We start from the raw sequence: 17,591 nt of genomic DNA, 5'->3' as shown, positions 1-17,591 counted from the left end.
GCGAACGTCACTCGCTCGAGTTGCCCGATTCCGCACGGAATCGGGCAACTCGACATTCCCGGGCCACCGGGGGTTCAGGGCGGCGGCGTGTGCTGGGCGACCCCCTCGGCTAGCCTGAGTCGCATGGACGAACGGGGCGCGTCGGGCGGGATCCCCCGGCGCATGTTCCTCGCCACCGGCCTCGCCGGAGCCGCCGCGATCGTGCTCGCGAGCTGCACCTTCGACCAGCCGTCGCCTTCGCCGTCCCCCACCGCGAGCCCGACGCCCGCGACGCCGAGCCCGTCGGCCGTGCCGCGCCCGACGAACATGCGCCGCTCCGCCTGGGGAACCGACCCGTACTCCCGCGGATCGTTCAGCTTCGCCGAGTTCGGCTCGACCGAGCAGATGAGCACGCGCCTCGCGACCCCGATCGACGGGCGACTCGTGTTCGCCGGCGAGGCGACCTCCTCACTCGCGCCGGGCACGCTGCAGGGCGCGCGCCGTTCCGGCCTCCGCGCCGCGGCCGACATCGCCGAGATCGCCGAGCCGGGCGAGCGCATCGCCGTCATCGGCGCCGGACTGGCCGGCCTGACCGCCGCACGCGAACTCGCCGACCAGGGCTTCGAGGTCGTCGTCATCGAGGCACGCGACCGCATCGGCGGGCGCGTGCAGTCCATCGTCGACGACGCGTTCGGCACACCGGTCGAGCTCGGCAGCTGGCTGGTCGCCGACGACGAGGGCCTCGTCGAGGCGCTGGCCGCGGCATCCGTCGACACGACCGCGTTCCTCGGCTCGCCTGCCGTGGTGCGCTCCGACGGCACCCCGGTCGAGCCTTCGCCGGCGGGCGCCGAGGCCCTCCAGCGCGCCCACGTCTGGTCGCAGGCGATCCCCCACGACGTGTCGGTCGCGACGGCCCTGCTGCAGTCGGGCGAGGTGCCGGCATCCGAATCCCCCGGCGACGACGGCGTGAGCCCGGCCGGGTGGCTGCGGCACGCCATCGCGAGCGGACTCGAGCCGCTCACGGGCGCCGCCCCCACCGTGGTGTCGGCGCAGCGGTGGGATCCGGCGCCGCTGCTCGAGCCGTTCGAGGCGGGCCTCGATACGTCGACCACGTCGCTGCTGCCGACGGCGCCCATCTCCGACCTGCTCGACCAGCTCGCAGAGGGCCTCGACATCGTGCTCATGAGCGGGGTCACGCAGATCGCCCACGACGAGACCCGGGTGAGCCTGCGGCTCGACACGGGCGAGTCGCTCACCGTCGACCGGGTCGTCGTGACCCTGCCGCTCGGCGTGCTCAAGACCGACCAGGTGCGGTTCCAGCCCGCCCTGCCCCGCCCCTACCAGCTCGCGATCTCCCAGCTCGGCATGGGCGTCGTCGACGTCGTCTGGCTCGCCTTCGAAGAGCCGTTCTGGAGAGCGGATGTCACGGCCGACGCCGACACCGACGACGCCGACGGGGTCGGCATCCCGCCCTCGATGCTGAGCGTGGTCGGCGCGTTCCCGACGGTCGCCCGGTGGATCGACGTCGGCGCGGCCACCGCGACCGGCGAGGCCGCGCTCGTCGGCATCATCGCTGCAGCGCAGGCGACCCGGCTCGAGCAGCTGTCGGATCAGGACTTCCTGACCGCCGTGCTCGCCGATCTCGAGCCCTTCGCCACAGGCGGCGGTTGACGGCGACGAGGCTCGCCGTCAGCGCGAGGAAGATCACGAGCACGAGCGCGCACGAGACGATCACCCCGAACACGCTGCCGACCTGTGCCTCGTCGAGGAAGAAGTACGGGTACCACCCGACATCCGCACCTCTGATGAGCGTGTAGATCAGCCACCCGAACGGGAACACGAGCACCCAGCCGACCGTCGACCACGGCACGGGCGGATTCACCCCGAGCACGCTGTCGATCGACCAGGCGATCACCGCGAGCGCCGGCACGACGAAGTGCAGCAGCGTGTCCGACCATGGCACGTCGACCCGGTAGCCGTGCGACGACGACTCCGCCACGATGATCGCGAAGACGATGCCGGAGAGCACCACGTAGACCGTGACCATCGTGCGCAGGATGCCGAGCCAGGCCGGGTCGCGCGGTGCACGAAGTGCGAAGATCGCGGCGATCGTGAGCGTGATGACCGCGAGGAACGCCGACTGGATCGTGAAGTAGCTGAAGAAGTTCGCCGTCGCGAAGCTGCGGAAGCCCAGCACGTACCGGAAGTTGCCGATGATGGCGACGACCTCGAGCGCCACGATCGCGAGCCGGAACACGCCCAGTAGCATGCGCGCCCGCCGGGTCCGGGCCTCTGGCGAGGGTCCGGTCGTGACGTCGGGCATGTCTCAACGCTACGCGGCGATCCGCCTTTTCAGGATGAGAGCGGTCATGCGTGCATATTGCAGCCATGACCGATGTGGTCCTGAAAAGTGAGGGGGATCAGTCGAGGGGGCGCAGGATCCGGTCGAGGAAGCGCCGGGTTCGGGGCTCGGTGGGGTTGGTGAAGATGCGGTCGGGCGCACCGCGCTCGACCACGACGCCGCCGTCCATGAACAGCACCTCGTCGGCGACCTGCCTGGCGAAGCCGAGCTCGTGCGTGACGATGACCATGGTCCAGCCCTCGTCGGCGAGCTCCTTGATGACCTTCAGCACCTCGCCCACGAGTTCGGGGTCGAGCGCGCTCGTCGGCTCGTCGAACAGCAGCAGGTCGGGCTTCAGCGCGAGGGCGCGCACGATGCCGACGCGCTGCTGCTGCCCGCCCGACAGGGCGAACGGGTACGCGCCGCGCTTCTCGGCGAGGCCCACCCGCTCGAGGAGCGCCTCGGCCTGCGCGATCGCCTGCGCCTTCGGCACCCGCTGCACGCGCACCGGCCCCTCGACGACGTTCTCGAGCACGGTCATGTGCGGAAAGAGGTTGTGCTGCTGGAACACCATCGCCGAGCGGTCGCGCATCGCGAGCCGCCCCTGCTTCGTGACGCCGGCGCCGAAATCGAGTTCCGGCCCGCCGTCGAAGCTCAGGATGCCGGCGTCGGGCGTCTCGAGTCCGTTCAACGAGCGCAGCACGGTCGTCTTGCCCGAGCCGCTCGGCCCCATCAGCACGACGACCTCGCCGCGGCGCACCTCGAGGTCGATCGAGCGCAGCACCTCGTTGTCGCCGAACGACTTGCGGATGCCGCGTGCCGTCAGCAGCACGGCGTCGTCGGGCGTGTCACGGGGTGCGAGGGGGTCGCCGACGCCCGGCCGGCCACCGGCATCCGCCCCGCCCTGCCGGTGCTGCTCGGACGGGTTCTGCTCGGACGGCGGGTTCTGCTCAGACGGCGACATAGCGGTCGAGCCTCCTCTCGATGACGGTCTGCCCGCTCGAGAGCACGAGGCAGAACAGCCAGTACACGAGCGCGGCTTCGAGGTAGAGCAGCATGAACTCCTGGCTGAACGCCGCGATCTGCTGCGAGACGCGGAACAGCTCGGTCACGAGGATCAGCGAGGCGAGCGAGGTGTCCTTCACGAGCGAGATGAACGTGTTCGACAGCGGCGGCACCGAGACGCGCGCCGCCTGGGGCAGGATGATGCGGCGCAGCGTCGTGCCCGAGGACATGCCGATCGTGTACCCGGCCTCCCATTGGCCCTTCGGCACCGACAGGATCGCCGCCCTGATGATCTCGGCGCCGTAGCCGCCGACGTTGAGCGAGAACGCGATGATCGCGCTCGGCCACGGATCGATGACGAGACCGACCGCCGGCAGTCCGTAGAAGATCACGAACAGCTGCACGAGCAGCGGCGTGCCGCGGATCACCGAGATGAAGAACCGGGCCGCGCCCGAGAGCACCCGGTTCTTCGAGAGCCGCGCGAGCGCGACGCCGAGCGCCAGCACGAGGCCGATCGCGAACGAGGCCAGGGCGAGCGGGATGGTGCCGCTCAGCCCGCCCCACACGATCGGCCAGAAGGAGTCGAGGAACAGTTGCCAGCCCGAGGAATCCACGTCGACAGCCCCTTCCGCTCAGGCGAGTCGGCGGCGTCAGACGCGAGCGCGCCCGTCGGAACGGACGCGCTCGCGCGACGCCGATGCGCTCGCGCGCTTGTTCTGGAAGGTACTACTCCGAGACGTCGGCGCCGAAGTACTTCTCGCCGATCTCGGCGAGCGTGCCATCGGCGCGAAGCGTCTCGAGGGCCTCGTCGACGGACTTCACGAGGGCCGTCTTGTCCTTGGTGAACGCGAAGGCGCTCTTGCTGGGGTCGGTCTCGGCGACGGCCTCGAGCTTCGCGTCGGGGTTGGTCTTCAGGTAGTCGAGGAAGGTCAGCTTGTCGTTGACGGTGGCATCGACCCGGCCCTGCTCGAGGAGTGCAACGGCCTGCGCCCAGCCCTCGACGGCCTCGACGTTCGCGCCCGCGTCGACGGCGAGCTGGTAGAAGTTGCTCGTCAGCGACTGCGCGGTCGTCTTGCCCGCGAGGTCCTCGAAGCTCGAGATGGAGGTGTCGCCCTCGTTCACCACGACGACGCTCGGCGAGACCGTGTACGGCGTGCTGAAGAGGTAGGACTCCTCGCGCTCGGGGTTGATCGAGACCTGGTTGGCGATGACGTCGAACCGGCCGGCCTCGAGTCCCGCGAAGATCGCGTCCCACTGGGTCTCCTGGAACTCGATCTCGAGGCCCAGCTCATCGGCGACGGCCTCGGCGATCTCGACGTCGTAGCCCACCAGGTCGCCCGAGCCCTCGTCGTGGAAGCTGAACGGACGGTACGTGCCCTCGGTCGCGACCGTGAGCGTGCCGGCCTTCACGAGCCCGTACTCGTCGTCGGCTGCATCGTCGCTCGCTGCGGGCGTGCCGCTCGAGCAGGCCGCGAGGGCGAGGACGGCGGCGGATGCGGCGGCGAGGCCGAGGATGCTGCGGGCGCGTGACATGGGTGGTGCTCCGTTCGTGGGGATGGCAGATCGTGCCGGTGCCGTGTTCGGCCGCCCGGCGCGGTTCGAGTCCATCACGCGGGCGTCCCAGAGGGAAACCGCGTGACCCCCCGTTGCATTCCCGGCCGGCCTCGGCGCGCGGGATACACGCGTTCCATGGTGCACCGCAACCCCCAATCTCGCACCCCACGTCATCGCTACCGTTGCGAGGTCGTCGGAAACTGCCGACGGCACGGTGTCCCCGCACCGCTACCCGAAGGGAACCTCATGATCACCCTGACCTGGCTCCTGCTCATCGCGCTCATCGGCGGCGTCCTCGCCCTCATCGACGGCATCTGGCGTCTGCGCGCCCGTGGCGGTTCCACCGTCGTCGGCGTCATCGAGGTCATCGTCGCGGCGCTGTTCCTGCTCACGTTCTTCGTGCCCGGCATTCCGTGGGGCTCGCTCGTGCTCGGCGTCGCGACCCTCATCGCACTGGTCGTCGCGCTCTTCGCCGGCGGCCGCACCGGCCGCGGCGTCACGGTCGCCGCGCTCGTCGTGATCGCCGTGTGGATCGTGCTCGTCAACCAGTGGCTCATCATCCCCGGCATCAACTGACGCCGCACCGCGCATGCGAAGGGCGCCCCGGCTTCGGCCGAGGCGCCCTTCGGCGTCGACGTCGGGCTACAGGGTGTCGTGCGCGTTCGCCCAGGCGAGCGCCTCGACGGCGTCGACGCCGAGTTCCGGATGCCGCGTGCGGAACTCCGCAGAACAGCCGGTGTAGTCGGCCTCGAGGCGTCGGGCCGCCTTGACGAGTGCCGGTCCGGCCGTGGCGCCGAACCTGGCGATGACGCGGGCGTCGTCGCGGACCGGAACGGGGGCGGTGCCCCATCCGGTCCACTCGACGACGGCGCGGGTGAGTCGAGGCTCCGTTGCCTTCATGACTGCTCCTTGATGGTGGTGCGGTTGTGGTGGTGGTGAAGTCGTGCGGCGGCCTGCTGGCGCTAGAACGCCGCGATGCCCGTGAGCGCCCGGCCGAGCACGAGCTGGTGGATCTCGTCGGTGCCCTCGTAGGTGCGCACCGACTCGAGGTTCGCCGCGTGCCGCATGACGGGGAACGCGTTCGTGATGCCGTCGCCGGCGAGGATCGAGCGCGCCTGGTGCGCGATCTCGAGCGCCTCGCGCACGCTGTTGAGCTTGCCGACCGAGATCTGCGCGGGCGTCAGCGCCCCGCGCTCCTTGAGCCGGCCGAGGTGCAGGGCGAGCAGCACGCCCTTCTCGACCTCGACGAACATGTCGGCGAGCTTGGCCTGCGTGAGCTGGTTGGCGCCGATCGGCTTGCCGAACACCTCGCGCGTCATCGAGCGGTCGAGGGCGGCCTCGAGGCATGAGCGGGCGGCGCCCATGGCGCCCCAGACGATGCCGTAGCGCGCCTCGTTGAGGCATCCGAAGGGTCCGGAGAGGCCGGAGGCCCCCGGCAGCAGTGCGTCGGCCGGCACGCGGACGCCCTCGAGGTCGACGTCGCACTGCACCGAGGCGCGCATCGAGAGCTTGCCGTCGATCGGCGTCGCGGTGAACCCCGCGGTCGTGGTCGGCACGAGGAATCCGCGCACCGCGCTGCCGCCCTCGCCGAACGCACCCGACGGATCGTCGACGCGCGCCCACACGACGGCGACGTCGGCGAGCGAGGCGAGGCCGATCCAGCGCTTTGCGCCGTCGATGACCCACTCGTCGCCGTCGCGTCGCGCGACCGTGGTCATCGCCGCCGGGTCGCTGCCGCCCTGGGGCTCGGTCAGGGCGAAGCATCCGATCAGGTCGCCCGCGGCCATGCCGGGCAGCCACCGCTGCTTCTGCTCCTCGGAGCCGTACTTGTGGATCGCGCTCATCGCGAGCGACCCCTGCACCGACACGAACGTGCGCCAGCCGCTGTCGGCGGCCTCGAGCTCGAGGCACACGAGCCCGTACGCCACGGCGCCGGCGCCGGCGCATCCGTAGCCCTTCAGGTGCATGCCGAGGAACCCGGCATCGCCCATGACCTTCACGAGCTCGCGACGGAAGTGCTTGTTCTCGAAGTCCTCCTCGATGATCGGCAGGATCCGCTCCTGCGCGACCGTGCGCGCACGCTGCTGCCACTCGCGCTCCTCGTCGGTGAGGAGGGCGTCGAGGTCGAACACCGTGTCGATGCGGGGGGCGATGGCGGTCATGCGTGCGGTCCTTCCGAAGGGTGGTGCCGGTCGTCGAGGTGGTACCAGTCGGCCCCCGCGTGCTCGTCGAGCGCGGGCGGCGGCGTGCGATACGCGGCGGGCGTCGCCGTGAGGTGGATGGGGTTGACGATCGAGCGGCTGACCGCGGCGTCGCCACCGCGTCGCGTCTCGGCGACGGGCTCGAGTCCGAGCGACTCGGCGAACGCGACGGCCTCGCCGATGTCGTTCACGAGTCCGGCCGGCACGCTCGCGGAGGCCAGTTCGTCGATCCAGTGCGCAGCGGATGCCGCGACGAGCCGCTCCTCGATGATCGCGGTCAGCTCGGCGCGGTGGGCGACGCGCGAGGCGTTCGTCGCGAACCGCGGGTCGTCGGCGAGCCCGGGCCCGGCGAGCCCGGGCCCGGCGACCCCGGGCCCCGCGAGGCCGAGCACCCCGGCGAGCGCCCGGAACTGCTTGTCGTTGCCCACGGCGATGACGAGCTCGCGGTCCTCGGCCGAGAAGACGGCGTAGGGCGCGATGCTCGGGTGCGCGTTGCCGAGCCTGCGGGGCGGCGTGCCGGTCGCGAGGGTCGAGCCGGCCTGGTTCGTGAGCGCGGAGAGCAGGCTGCCGAGCAGGTCGATCTCGACGAGCTGGCCCGCTCCGGTGCGGTCGCGCTCGCGCAGGGCGAGCAGGATGCCGGCGAGCGCGTTCTGCCCGGTGAGCACGTCGACGAGCGCGACGCCGGCCTTGGCGGGTGCGCCGTCGGGGTCGCCCGTGATCGACATGAGGCCGCCGACGGCCTGCACGAGCAGGTCGTATCCGGCGAGCGCGGCGCCCTGGCCCGCACCGAACCCCGTGATCGAGCAGTAGACGACGCCGGGGTTCATCGCCCGCACGTCGTCGTAGGCGAGGCCGAACCGCGCCATGACCCCCGGGCGGAAGTTCTCGATGACGACGTCGGCGGTAGCGGCGAGGCGTCGCGCCTCAGCCAGCCCGGCGACATCCGCGAGGTCGAGGGCGACCGATCGCTTGTTGCGGTTGACGCTGCCGAAGTAGGTGGACTGCCCGTTCGCGTCGACGGGCGGGGTCCAGTGCCGGGTGTCGTCGCCCGTCGGCGGTTCGACCTTCACGACGTCGGCGCCGAAGTCGGCGAGCATCATCGTCGCGTAGGGGCCGGCGAGCACGCGGCTGAAGTCGGCCACGCGGATGCCGCGGAGCACCCCGTCGGGCGCGGCGTGCCGGGTCTCCGGGGACTCGTCGTGCATCGCTTCCGCCTCTCCACGTGTGTGCGGCCGCGACGCCGCTCCAATTCATCCTATCTTGAATGATTTCTGCGCGAGCCGCCAGCCGCGACCGCCCTGCTCGGCTAGCCTGAACGCATGGAATCGAGGGTGGGCCCCGGCGCGCGCGAGGCCGTGTTCGCCCAGCTCGCCGACACCGGCCGCGCCGAACAGGTCGCCCAGCGCCTCACCGACGGCATCGTGCTCGGCGTGCTCGGCCCAGGCGAACGCCTGCCGAGCGAGCCGGAGCTCGCCCGCCGCTTCGGCGTCGCCCTCATCACCGTGCGCGAGGGGCTCGGCATCCTCCGCGAGGCCGGGCTCGTCGAGACCCGTCGCGGCCGCGACGGCGGCAGCTTCGTCACCGCGGCCGACGACGACCACCACACGATCATCGCCGCACGGCTCCGCGCCCTCGCCCAGGTCGAGCTCAGCGACATGGCCGTCTACTTCGGGGCGATCCTCGCCGGCGCCGCCGAACGCGCCGCCGAGCGCGCGTCGACCGGCGACGCCGAGCGGCTCGCGGCCTGGCTCGCGGCCTCCGACTTCGACACCGCGGCATCCGCTCGCACGAACCAGGGCGGGTTCTTCCTCGAGGTCGCCGTGCTGAGCCAGTCGGCCAGGCTCGTGCGCGAGCAGATCCGCCTGCAGGCCGAGTTCGGCCCGCTCCTGCTGCTCGGCCTCGACGATGCGCAGCACCGAGCGGATGCCGCGGCCCACGACCGCCGCATCGTGCGTGCCGTGGCCGCCCACCGCCCGGCGAAGGCCCGAGAGGCCGCCGGCGACCTGCTGAGCGGACTCACCGTGCCGCTCCTCGCCGCGAAGGCCCGCATCGAACGGGGAGGTGTGCTCGATGCCCCGCTCACCGCATGACGTCGCGATCGCCGTCGGCGAGGTGTTCGCCGGCGTCTTCGACCAGCTCGTCGCCTGGCGGGCGCCGGTCGAGCAGGTGATCGACGCCTCCCCCGAGACCCGTCCGGCCGAGATCGACCAAGTCGTCGCCTCACTCGTGCTCCCGCGCCTCACCGAGCCCGAGCCGCTGCTCGTCGGCGCCGGGTTCATCGCCGACGGCGAGATCGTGCGCGGCCGCGACGTGCACTTCGCGTGGTGGCTGGGCCCGCTCGACGCGAACCCCGTGCTCGGCTCGACGACCGAGCCGACGCGCCTCGACCTGACGACTCGCGGCTACACCGAGTACCTGCGCGACTTCCGAGCACTCGAGTGGTACCGCATCCCCGCGACCACCAGGCACGCGCACGTCACCGGTCCGTACGTCGACCACCTCTGCACGTGCGACTACATCCTGACGCTCACCATGCCGGTGCATGCGACGGCTGCCCTCGGCACGGCCGGGCACGGCGAGGCCGGCGAGCCGCGCATGGTCGGAGTCATCGGGGCGGATGTCGCGGTGCGACGCCTCGAGCGCGCGCTCCTCGCCGCGTTCCTCGACGTCGACGTGCCGCTCGCCCTCGTGAACGACGAGGGCCGGGTCGTGCTCTCGACCGAGCCGACGCTGCAGGTCGGCCAGCTGACCCCGGCGGATGCCGCGGGCGAGCCGTGCCCCGGAACGCCGCTGCGCGTGCTCGTCGACCCCGCGGCATCCGGGTCGAACTGAATCATTCGTTGTTATATCTTTGAGGTGAGCGTAGGCACCGAGGCAGACGAAGCTCTGCGTGCGTGCACCCGAAAAGGAGAAACCCCATGAGCTATGCCGTGATCAATCCCGCCACGGGCGAGACGGTCAAGTCCTTCGACACGATCACCGACGAGGGCCTGCAGGCCGCGATCGCCAAGGCGACCGACGCGCACCGCACCTGGTCGAAGACCACCACGGTCGCCGAGCGCGCCGCCCTCATCCGCCGCGTGGCCGAGCTGCACAACGAGCGCGCGCAGGCGCTCGGCGAGATCATCGTCCGCGAGATGGGCAAGCCCATCGAGCAGGCCGTCGGCGAGGTCGAGTTCGCCGCCGCGATCTACGAGTACTACGCCGACCACGCCGAGTCGCTGCTCGCCGACGAGAAGATCGACCTGCTGGCCGGCGAGGGCTCGGCCCTCATCCGCCGGTCGTCGCTCGGCCCGCTACTCGGCATCATGCCGTGGAACTTCCCGTTCTACCAGGTGGCCCGCTTCGCCGGTCCGAACCTCATCATCGGCAACACGATCCTGCTCAAGCACGCCGAGCAGTGCCCCGAGTCGGCCGCCGCCATGGAGCAGATCTTCCTCGACGCCGGGTTCCCCGAGGGCGCGTACGTCAACATCTACGCCTCGCACGACCAGATCGAGCAGGTCATCGCCGACCCGCGCGTGCAGGGCGTCTCGCTCACCGGCTCCGAGCGCGCCGGCGCCGCGGTCGCCGAGATCGCCGGTCGCCACCTGAAGAAGGTCGTGCTCGAGCTCGGCGGCTCCGACCCCTTCATCCTGCTCTCGACCGACGACCTCGACGCGACCGTCGAGGCCGCCGTCTTCGCCCGCGTCGACAACAACGGCCAGGCCTGCAACGCGGCCAAGCGCTTCATCGTCGTCGAGGACCTCTACGAGCCGTTCCTCGAGAAGTTCACCGCCGCGATGAACGCCGTCGAGGAGGGCGACCCCTCGAAGGAGGGCACCGCCCTCGGCCCGCTCTCGTCGGCCAAGGCCGCCGACGGGCTCGCCGACCAGGTCGCACGCGCCGTCTCGCAGGGCGCGACCCTGCACGCGGGCGGCACCCGCAACGGCAACTACTACTCGGCCACGATCCTCACCGACGTCAAGCCCGGCTCCGACGCGTTCCACGAGGAGTTCTTCGGCCCCGTCGCCCAGGTGTTCAAGGTCGCCGACGAAGACGCCGCCGTCGAGCTCGCGAACGACACGCCGTTCGGCCTCGGCTCGTACGTGTTCACGACCGACGACGAGCAGGCCCTCCGCGTCGCCGACAAGATCGAGGCCGGCATGGTCTTCGTCAATGTCGTCGGGGCCGACGGCGCCGAGCTGCCCTTCGGCGGCGTCAAGCGTTCGGGTTCGGGTCGCGAGCTCGGCCGCTTCGGCGCCGACGAGTTCGTCAACAAGAAGATGATCCGCATCGGCTGATCCTCGCCGAACGGCTCGCACGAGCGAGCGGATGCCCCGGGGCCGACCGATTCACGTCGGCGGGCCCGGGGCATCCGTCGTCCGCGCCCCCCGCCTCTCTCCTCCCTCGCCCCTCGCCCCTCCTCCCTCGCCCCTCCCTCCCCGCTCGCCCCTCGCCGCCGACACTCCGTGCAACCACCGCGAGTGGTCACGATCTGCGGCCATCGGTGCCGCTGAGCCAGCAGAACGCGACCGCCCGACGAGGTAGGCCCGGCGTGTCTCTCGTGCGGCGTGGTCGCCCGTGCGGCGCGCCGAGGGCTGCACCACGCGCCTCCGGCGCGGCGGCGCACGCTATGCGCGCGGAGTAACCTCGATCGGGTGTCGACTCCCCCGCAGCGCTTCCAGGCCGTGCTCTTCGACTGCGACGGCGTGCTCGTCGACTCCGAGACGATCACGAACGGCGTGCTGCGCGTCATGCTGCACGAACTCGGCTGGCCGATCAGCGTCGAGGAGTGCGTCGACCGCTTCATCGGTCGCGCGCTCAGCGACGAGTTCGACGTCATCGAGGAGCACACCGGGATCCGCCCCGATCAGGCGTGGCTGCTCGAGTTCCGCGCGCGCCGCAATACCGCGCTGGCCGTCGACCTCCAGCCCATCGACGGCGCGGTCGCCGCGGTCGCTGCCGTCGCCGCCGCCTTCGACGGCCGCATCGCCTGCGCCTCGGGCGCCGACCGGGCGAAGATCGAACTGCAACTGGCGAAGGTCGGCCTGGCGGAGGTCTTCGGTGCACACGTCTACAGCGGCATGGAGACCGCCCGCAGCAAGCCGGCGCCCGACGTCTACCTCGCCGCGGCCGCGGGGCTCGGCGTCGACCCGAGCGCCTGCGCCGTCGTCGAGGACACCGTCGCGGGCGTGACGGCGGGCGTGGCGGCTGGGGCGACGGTCTTCGGCTTCGCCTCGGGTGGACTCGCCTCGACCGCTCCCGAGGCGCTGATCGCGGCCGGGGCATCACGCGTGTTCACGCGCATGGCGGAGCTTCCCGGACTCCTCGCCGCGAGCGAGCCGGCGGCCGGAGTCGCCCCCGCGGCCACCGCTCCGATCGCGTCGACCACCTGATTCGGCGACTCGCGACATCCGTTCGACTAAATCATCCGAACCTATAGTTTTAGGACCGGATGTATGGCTATGCTGGCGCAACCACGATGCGGTGGTCGAAGCGCGGGGGCGGCGCCGAGGGCACCTCATGACGACCCCGAAAGGCGCACATGTCCGTCGAACCAGCCAAGCCGACCGACCTCGGCGACAGCGATCACCTCGAAGTCCTCGGCTACCAGGACTCCTTCAACCGCTCGATGAGCCTCTGGGCGAACTTCGCACTGGGCTTCACCTACCTGTCGCCGCTCGTCGGCGTGTACTCGCTCTTCGCGGTCGCGTTGACCATCGGCGGCCCGCCGTCGATCTGGTGGATCGTCATCGTCGGCGCCGGACAGCTGCTCGTCTCGCTCGTGTTCGGCGAGGTCGTGTCGCAGTACCCGATCCACGGCGGCATCTACCCGTGGGCGCGTCGCCTGTGGGGTCGCCGCTACGCGTGGATGGCGGCGTGGATCTACATCTGGGCGATGATCGTCACCATCACGGCGGTCGCCGGCTACGGATCGGGCTTCGTCGCGAGCCTGTTCGGCATCGTCGCGACGCCCGAGATCACCCTCGCGTTCTCGCTCGGCCTGCTGGTGCTGGCGCTCGTCTTCAACTTCACCGGCACGAAGACCCTCGCCCGCGTCGCGCAGATCGGCCTCGCGGCCGAGCTGATCGGCGTCATCGGCGTCGGGCTGTACCTGCTCATCTTCCAGCGCAAGCAGGAGTTCAGCGTCTTCTTCGACACCATGAACGTCGAGGGCGACGGCTCGTACGCGACCGCCTTCATCGGCGCGGCGATCGCCGGCCTCTTCCTCTTCTACGGCTTCGAGGCCTGCGGCGACGTCGCCGAAGAGGTCGAGAACCCCGGCCGCCGCATCCCCAAGGCGATGATCCTCACGATCCTCGTCGGCGGCGTCTCGGCGCTGTTCTCGTTCGGCGGCTACGTGCTCGCCGCACCCGACCTCGCCTCGATCGTCGCGGGTGAGGACAAGGACCCGATCCCCGGCATCCTCGAGGCCACGCTCGGCACCGTCGGCGCGAAGGTCTTCCTCGTCGTCGCGGTGCTCGCCTTCATCTCGTGCGTGCTGAGCCTGCAGGCCGCCGCCAGCCGCCTGCTCTTCAGCTTCGCCCGCGACGGCATGATCCCGGGTCACCGCTGGCTCGCCAAGGTCAGCCCCAACACGAAGGTGCCGCGCAACGCCCTCATCGTGGCCTGCACGGTTCCGGCGATCATCACCCTGCTCATCTACGTGAACCCCGCGATCACCCTCCCGGTCACGGCGTTCGCCGTGCTGGGCATCTACATCGCGTTCCAGATGGTCGTGCTCGGCGCCCTGCGCCAGCGCCTGCGCGGCTGGAAGCCCGCCGGCACGTTCTCGCTCGGCGCCCTGGGCCTCGTCGTCAACATCGTGGCCCTCGCCTACGGCGTGTTCGCGATCTGGCTCATGGCCACCCCCGGCAGCTCGGGCGACGTCGTCGCCGACTACGCCGTGTGGATCGGCCTCGGCGTCGTGCTCGTCTCGGGGCTGGCGTACCTGTTCATCGCGCGCCCCGACCGCAAGTCCGACGCCCCCGCCGGCGACGCGATCGAGGTGGCCGAGCGCCTGCGCCAGCGCCGCGCCGACACCGCCACGATGGCGAAGGTCGACTGACCGTCCACCACGCCTGACACGGCTCGCCACCGCAGAGCGAGCGGATGCCGCCCCGAACGTCTCGGGGCGGCATCCGTCGTCTCACGCGACGTCTCGCGACGCACCCCGCACGCTGCTCGGGCGCGGCGCTAGCGCTTCTTGCGGTCGAGCTGCAGGTCGATCTCGCCGCGGCGGGCCTCGAAGATCAGGTGCAGCAGGTCGTCGGGGATCTCGTGCTGCGCGGTGAACTTCAGCGCACCCTGCGACCATTCGAACCCGGTCAGCCGATCACCGAGGGCGGGAAGCACCTTGCCGCTGAACGGGTAGAGGCCGAGGTGGGACTTCGCCTCGAGCGCGGCGACGAAGCCCTTGCCGCGATACAGCAGGGCGGGCATGCCGTAGCTCTCGCCCTCGGTGAGGTCGGGGGTCGACGCTCGTGCGACCGCGTAGACCCGAGCGAGCGCGGCGCGGTTGCCGGCGGCCGCGCGTTCGAGGTGCGCGTCGATGATGCCCATGGCGGAATCCTGCCACCGGCATCGGCCGGCGGCCAGCGCATGCCCTCGAACTGGGGACAGGAAAGGGCCCACCGGCGAACCGATGGGCCCTTCTGCCTCATGAAGCGCACTGCGCGCCTCGACGGAGGAGTCTGTGCGACTAGATGGCGTTGACGTCCAGGGGGATGCCGGGGCCGAACGTGGTCGACACGGCGCCCTTCTGGATGTAGCGGCCCTTGGCGCTGGACGGCTTGAGACGGACGACCTCGTCGAGGGCGGCCTTCACGTTCTCGTCGAGCTGCTCGGCCGTGAACGAGGCCTTGCCGACGACGAAGTGCACGTTGGCGTGCTTGTCGACGCGGAACTCGATCTTGCCGCCCTTGATGTCGGAGACGGCCTGGCCGACGTTCGGGGTCACGGTGCCGGTCTTGGGGTTCGGCATGAGACCACGCGGGCCGAGGACCCTGCCGAGACGACCGACCTGGCCCATGAGCTCGGGGGTCGAGACGGCGGAGTCGAACGAGGTGTAGCCGGCGGCGACCTTCTCGATGAGCTCGGCGCCGCCGACCTCGTCGGCGCCGGCTGCGATCGCAGCTTCGGCGGCGGGGCCGGTCGCGAACACGATGACGCGAGCGGTCTTACCGGTGCCGTGCGGCAGGATGACGGTGCCGCGCACCATCTGGTCTGCCTTGCGGGGGTCGACGCTGAGCTTGAGTGCGACCTCGATGGTCGAGTCGAACTTCGCCGAACCGGTCTCCTTCGCGAGTGCGACGGCGTCGGTCGGCGTGTAGAACTTGTCGGCCTCGATCTTTTCGGCCGCGGCCCGGTAGGCCTTGGACTTCTGTGCCATGTTGGTTCTCCTTGGAGAGAGTGTGGTCATCGCGCCTGGCGGGCGCTGCCACGAGTGAAATTCTGAAGTGACGGATGCCGCGGCATCCCGTGCCGATCCACCCCGCTGAGCGGGGCGTTGATCGGCGAGGCGATTACTCGACCGTGATGCCCATCGAGCGGGCGGTGCCGGCGATGATCTTCGACGCGGCGTCGAGGTCGTTGGCGTTGAGGTCGACCATCTTCGCCTCGGCGATCTCTCGCACCTGCGCCTGGGTCAGCTTGCCGACCTTGGTGGTGTGCGGGACGCCAGAGCCCTTTGCGACGCCGGCAGCCTTCTTGATGAGCTCGGCGGCGGGCGGGGTCTTCAGGATGAAGGTGAACGAACGGTCCTCGTAGACGGTGATCTCGACGGGGATGACGTTGCCGCGCTGCGACTCGGTCTGCGCGTTGTACGCCTTGCAGAACTCCATGATGTTGACGCCGTGCTGACCCAGCGCCGGGCCGATGGGCGGGGCGGGGTTGGCGGCGCCGGCCTTGATCTGAAGCTTGATCAGACCAGTGACCTTCTTCTTCGGTGCCATGATTTCTCTCTTTCTGTTCGAACGCCCAAGTCCTGGGCACTCTCCCGCTCGACCGGCGGTTCCGGAGGGCGGTGGATCGTGGTGCTCACGCAGCACAACCCTCCGAGTGTACCGGAGGGTCGCTGCGCAGAGCCTGTGAGGTTTGCGGTGTTAGAGCTTGGTGACCTGGTCGAAGCTGAGCTCGACCGGCGTCTCACGCTCGAAGAGCGAGACGAGGACCGTGAGCTTGCCGCTCTCGGGCTTGATCTCGCTGATCGAGCCGGGCAGGCCCGCGAACGAGCCGTCCTTGATGGTGATCGTCTCGCCGATCTCGAAGTCGACCTCGGCCGGCACGGCGCGTGCTGCGCCGGCGGACGAGCCGCCCTTCGCACCCTTGACGGGAGCGACGTCCTTGATCTCGACGAGGCTCTTCAGCATGCCGAAGGCCTCTTCGAAGCGCAGCGGAGCCGGGTTGTGGGCGTTGCCCACGAAGCCGGTGACGCCGGGAGTGTGGCGGATGACCGACCAGCTCTCTTCGTTCAGGTCCATGCGGACCAGCACGTAGCCGGGGATGCGCACGCGGGTGACCATCTTGCGCTGGCCGTTCTTGATCTCGACCACGTCTTCCATCGGAACTTCGACCTGGTAGATGTAGTCGGCCATGGCCATCGACTCGCGGCGCTGCTCGATGTTCGCCTTCACGCGGCGCTCGAAGCCCGCGTAGGAGTGGATGACGAACCACTTGCCCGGGAGGAATCGCAGTTCGTTGCGGAACTCCTCGTAGGGGTCGTGCTCGGGCTCTTCGCTCTCTTCGGTGACGGCCTCGAGTGCGGCGTCGGCCTCTTCGACCGAGTCGATGTCGAGGGCGTCGTCGACGACGGCGTCGGCCTCGGGGTCGTTCGCCTCGGCGATGGCGTCGAGAACGGCATCGAGGTCGACGTCGTTTCCTTCGTCGTCGACGACGTGGACGGCGCGGTGCTCGGCCGGCTCGACCGACTGCTCGTCGTGCTCGAGCGAGTTGCCCTCCTGGGCCTCGTCGTCTTCGGCCGACTGCTCTGCGGCCGTGGCCCAGTCGACGTCGTCGCGCTCAGTCTTTGCCAATTTCTCGATTCCTTCTCTTGCGTGCGCCCTGCGACGCGCGGTTCTTCAGGACGAGTGGCTGATCAGGCCCCTGTCGACCCGAAGACGTACAGCACTACCCATCCGAACACCGAGTCGAGTGCCCACACGAGCGCCATCATGATGACGACGAACACGAGCACGACCACGGTGAAGCTGAAGAGTTCCTTGCGGGTCGGGGTGACGACCTTCTTCAGTTCGGCGATGACCTGCCGAACGAACAACGCGATCCGCGCGAAGGGGTTTCGCCGCGATGCGCGCTCGCGCTTCGCGTTGGCGACGACATCCTCGCTGGGTTCGTCGATGATCTTTCGGGCCACCTCGTACACCTTTCGTGGGCCGGCAATCGCTGCCGGCTCGCAGGGCGGACAGGACTCGAACCTGCAACCTGCGGTTTTGGAGACCGCTGCTCTACCAATTGAGCCACCGCCCTTCGGAGACTTCGCCTCCGAAGATCGCACATTGCGACCGGCTCAC

General features: G+C 70.2%; 19 protein-coding genes and 1 tRNA gene. 7 read left to right on the top strand and 13 right to left on the bottom strand.

The window, feature by feature from the left end; all coding sequences use genetic code 11:
- Positions 1 to 123 precede the first annotated feature (123 nt).
- The gene (locus ASE68_RS20865; RefSeq protein ID WP_082462536.1) at positions 124 to 1,650 is read left to right on the top strand and encodes a flavin monoamine oxidase family protein; all 1,527 of its coding nucleotides are present in this window, start codon (positions 124 to 126) and stop codon (positions 1,648 to 1,650) included.
- Here ASE68_RS20865 and ASE68_RS19260 read toward each other — a convergent pair.
- From ASE68_RS19260 to ASE68_RS19245, 4 genes are all read right to left on the bottom strand, one after another.
- On the bottom strand, positions 1,547 to 2,302 hold the full coding sequence (locus ASE68_RS19260) for a Pr6Pr family membrane protein (protein ID WP_055863265.1): 756 nt from the start codon (positions 2,300 to 2,302) through the stop codon (positions 1,547 to 1,549). The genes ASE68_RS20865 and ASE68_RS19260 overlap by 104 nt on opposite strands.
- Before the next feature lie 97 nt (positions 2,303 to 2,399).
- Positions 2,400 to 3,284 (bottom strand): amino acid ABC transporter ATP-binding protein, encoded by an 885-nt coding sequence (locus ASE68_RS19255; protein WP_082462535.1) that lies wholly within the window; start codon positions 3,282 to 3,284, stop codon positions 2,400 to 2,402.
- A complete protein-coding gene (locus tag ASE68_RS19250) occupies positions 3,271 to 3,939 on the bottom strand; it encodes an amino acid ABC transporter permease (RefSeq protein ID WP_200921798.1) in 669 nt (222 codons plus the stop codon). Before ASE68_RS19250 ends, ASE68_RS19255 begins: the two co-directional genes overlap by 14 nt.
- Positions 3,940 to 4,051: 112 nt before the next feature.
- Entirely contained in the window at positions 4,052 to 4,858 is an 807-nt protein-coding gene (locus ASE68_RS19245; RefSeq protein WP_055863263.1) for an amino acid ABC transporter substrate-binding protein, read from the bottom strand.
- Positions 4,859 to 5,125: 267 nt separating this feature from the next.
- On the opposite strand from ASE68_RS19245, the gene ASE68_RS19240 reads away from it, so the two are divergent.
- Positions 5,126 to 5,455, top strand: a complete 330-nt coding sequence (locus tag ASE68_RS19240; RefSeq protein WP_055863261.1) for a hypothetical protein — start codon at positions 5,126 to 5,128, stop codon at positions 5,453 to 5,455.
- Between the two features lie 66 nt (positions 5,456 to 5,521).
- On the opposite strand, the gene ASE68_RS19235 is transcribed toward ASE68_RS19240, so the two are convergent.
- The 3 genes from ASE68_RS19235 to ASE68_RS19225 all read right to left on the bottom strand — a co-directional run bounded on the left by ASE68_RS19235 (position 5,522) and on the right by ASE68_RS19225 (position 8,285).
- Entirely contained in the window at positions 5,522 to 5,779 is a 258-nt protein-coding gene (locus ASE68_RS19235; RefSeq protein ID WP_055863258.1) for a hypothetical protein, read from the bottom strand.
- 62 nt (positions 5,780 to 5,841) lie between these two features.
- The gene (locus ASE68_RS19230) at positions 5,842 to 7,041 is read right to left on the bottom strand and encodes an acyl-CoA dehydrogenase family protein (RefSeq protein WP_055863256.1); all 1,200 of its coding nucleotides are present in this window, start codon (positions 7,039 to 7,041) and stop codon (positions 5,842 to 5,844) included.
- On the bottom strand, positions 7,038 to 8,285 hold the full coding sequence (locus ASE68_RS19225; RefSeq protein ID WP_200921797.1) for a CaiB/BaiF CoA-transferase family protein: 1,248 nt from the start codon (positions 8,283 to 8,285) through the stop codon (positions 7,038 to 7,040). The genes ASE68_RS19230 and ASE68_RS19225 overlap by 4 nt, the downstream gene beginning before the upstream one ends.
- 114 nt (positions 8,286 to 8,399) lie before the next feature.
- Between ASE68_RS19225 and ASE68_RS19220 the strand changes: the two genes are divergently transcribed.
- The 5 genes from ASE68_RS19220 to ASE68_RS19200 all read left to right on the top strand — a co-directional run bounded on the left by ASE68_RS19220 (position 8,400) and on the right by ASE68_RS19200 (position 14,131).
- On the top strand, positions 8,400 to 9,170 hold the full coding sequence (locus tag ASE68_RS19220; protein ID WP_055863254.1) for a FadR/GntR family transcriptional regulator: 771 nt from the start codon (positions 8,400 to 8,402) through the stop codon (positions 9,168 to 9,170).
- Positions 9,151 to 9,912, top strand: coding sequence for a hypothetical protein (locus ASE68_RS19215; RefSeq protein WP_055863252.1), 762 nt, complete (start codon positions 9,151 to 9,153; stop codon positions 9,910 to 9,912). The genes ASE68_RS19220 and ASE68_RS19215 overlap by 20 nt, the downstream gene beginning before the upstream one ends.
- 86 nt (positions 9,913 to 9,998) lie before the next feature.
- Positions 9,999 to 11,363 (top strand): NAD-dependent succinate-semialdehyde dehydrogenase, encoded by a 1,365-nt coding sequence (locus ASE68_RS19210; protein ID WP_055863250.1) that lies wholly within the window; start codon positions 9,999 to 10,001, stop codon positions 11,361 to 11,363.
- 357 nt (positions 11,364 to 11,720) lie between these two features.
- Positions 11,721 to 12,458 carry an HAD family phosphatase gene (locus ASE68_RS19205; protein WP_055863248.1) on the top strand — a complete coding sequence of 246 codons (738 nt, stop codon included), beginning with the start codon at positions 11,721 to 11,723 and terminating at the stop codon, positions 12,456 to 12,458.
- Positions 12,459 to 12,607: 149 nt separating this feature from the next.
- Complete coding sequence (locus ASE68_RS19200) at positions 12,608 to 14,131, top strand: APC family permease (protein WP_055863246.1); 1,524 nt, start codon at positions 12,608 to 12,610, stop codon at positions 14,129 to 14,131.
- A 128-nt stretch (positions 14,132 to 14,259) separates the two neighbouring features.
- On the opposite strand, the gene ASE68_RS19195 is transcribed toward ASE68_RS19200, so the two are convergent.
- The 6 genes from ASE68_RS19195 to ASE68_RS19170 all read right to left on the bottom strand — a co-directional run bounded on the left by ASE68_RS19195 (position 14,260) and on the right by ASE68_RS19170 (position 17,547).
- On the bottom strand, positions 14,260 to 14,625 hold the full coding sequence (locus tag ASE68_RS19195; protein ID WP_055863244.1) for an iron chaperone: 366 nt from the start codon (positions 14,623 to 14,625) through the stop codon (positions 14,260 to 14,262).
- A gap of 139 nt (positions 14,626 to 14,764) precedes the next feature.
- Positions 14,765 to 15,454 (bottom strand): 50S ribosomal protein L1, encoded by a 690-nt coding sequence (rplA, locus tag ASE68_RS19190; RefSeq protein ID WP_055863242.1) that lies wholly within the window; start codon positions 15,452 to 15,454, stop codon positions 14,765 to 14,767.
- A gap of 133 nt (positions 15,455 to 15,587) precedes the next feature.
- Complete coding sequence (gene rplK / locus ASE68_RS19185) at positions 15,588 to 16,016, bottom strand: 50S ribosomal protein L11 (RefSeq protein ID WP_055863240.1); 429 nt, start codon at positions 16,014 to 16,016, stop codon at positions 15,588 to 15,590.
- A gap of 150 nt (positions 16,017 to 16,166) precedes the next feature.
- The gene (gene nusG / locus ASE68_RS19180) at positions 16,167 to 17,096 is read right to left on the bottom strand and encodes a transcription termination/antitermination protein NusG (protein WP_055863237.1); all 930 of its coding nucleotides are present in this window, start codon (positions 17,094 to 17,096) and stop codon (positions 16,167 to 16,169) included.
- A gap of 62 nt (positions 17,097 to 17,158) precedes the next feature.
- On the bottom strand, positions 17,159 to 17,434 hold the full coding sequence (gene secE, locus ASE68_RS19175; RefSeq protein WP_055863436.1) for a preprotein translocase subunit SecE: 276 nt from the start codon (positions 17,432 to 17,434) through the stop codon (positions 17,159 to 17,161).
- A 40-nt stretch (positions 17,435 to 17,474) separates the two neighbouring features.
- Positions 17,475 to 17,547, bottom strand: a tRNA-Trp gene (locus tag ASE68_RS19170).
- Positions 17,548 to 17,591 lie beyond the last annotated feature (44 nt).

This window comes from Agromyces sp. Leaf222, assembly GCF_001421565.1.
In the GTDB taxonomy this organism is placed as follows: Bacteria; Actinomycetota; Actinomycetes; order Actinomycetales; family Microbacteriaceae; genus Agromyces.
Note: the sequence above shows the minus strand (reverse complement) of the source record. Positions and strands in the feature narration are given on the sequence as shown.

What these genes read in the sequence shown, in the direction of transcription:
- ASE68_RS20865 (WP_082462536.1), top strand. Translation starts at nt 124, where the DNA reads ATGGACGAACGGGGCGCGTCGGGCGGGATCCCCCGGCGCATGTTCCTC.
- ASE68_RS19260 (WP_055863265.1), bottom strand. Translation starts at nt 2,302, where the DNA reads ATGCCCGACGTCACGACCGGACCCTCGCCAGAGGCCCGGACCCGGCGG.
- ASE68_RS19255 (WP_082462535.1), bottom strand. Translation starts at nt 3,284, where the DNA reads ATGTCGCCGTCTGAGCAGAACCCGCCGTCCGAGCAGAACCCGTCCGAG.
- ASE68_RS19245 (WP_055863263.1), bottom strand. Translation starts at nt 4,858, where the DNA reads ATGTCACGCGCCCGCAGCATCCTCGGCCTCGCCGCCGCATCCGCCGCC.
- ASE68_RS19240 (WP_055863261.1), top strand. Translation starts at nt 5,126, where the DNA reads ATGATCACCCTGACCTGGCTCCTGCTCATCGCGCTCATCGGCGGCGTC.
- ASE68_RS19235 (WP_055863258.1), bottom strand. Translation starts at nt 5,779, where the DNA reads ATGAAGGCAACGGAGCCTCGACTCACCCGCGCCGTCGTCGAGTGGACC.
- ASE68_RS19230 (WP_055863256.1), bottom strand. Translation starts at nt 7,041, where the DNA reads ATGACCGCCATCGCCCCCCGCATCGACACGGTGTTCGACCTCGACGCC.
- ASE68_RS19225 (WP_200921797.1), bottom strand. Translation starts at nt 8,285, where the DNA reads ATGCACGACGAGTCCCCGGAGACCCGGCACGCCGCGCCCGACGGGGTG.
- ASE68_RS19220 (WP_055863254.1), top strand. Translation starts at nt 8,400, where the DNA reads ATGGAATCGAGGGTGGGCCCCGGCGCGCGCGAGGCCGTGTTCGCCCAG.
- ASE68_RS19215 (WP_055863252.1), top strand. Translation starts at nt 9,151, where the DNA reads ATGCCCCGCTCACCGCATGACGTCGCGATCGCCGTCGGCGAGGTGTTC.
- ASE68_RS19210 (WP_055863250.1), top strand. Translation starts at nt 9,999, where the DNA reads ATGAGCTATGCCGTGATCAATCCCGCCACGGGCGAGACGGTCAAGTCC.
- ASE68_RS19200 (WP_055863246.1), top strand. Translation starts at nt 12,608, where the DNA reads ATGTCCGTCGAACCAGCCAAGCCGACCGACCTCGGCGACAGCGATCAC.
- ASE68_RS19195 (WP_055863244.1), bottom strand. Translation starts at nt 14,625, where the DNA reads ATGGGCATCATCGACGCGCACCTCGAACGCGCGGCCGCCGGCAACCGC.
- rplA (WP_055863242.1), bottom strand. Translation starts at nt 15,454, where the DNA reads ATGGCACAGAAGTCCAAGGCCTACCGGGCCGCGGCCGAAAAGATCGAG.
- rplK (WP_055863240.1), bottom strand. Translation starts at nt 16,016, where the DNA reads ATGGCACCGAAGAAGAAGGTCACTGGTCTGATCAAGCTTCAGATCAAG.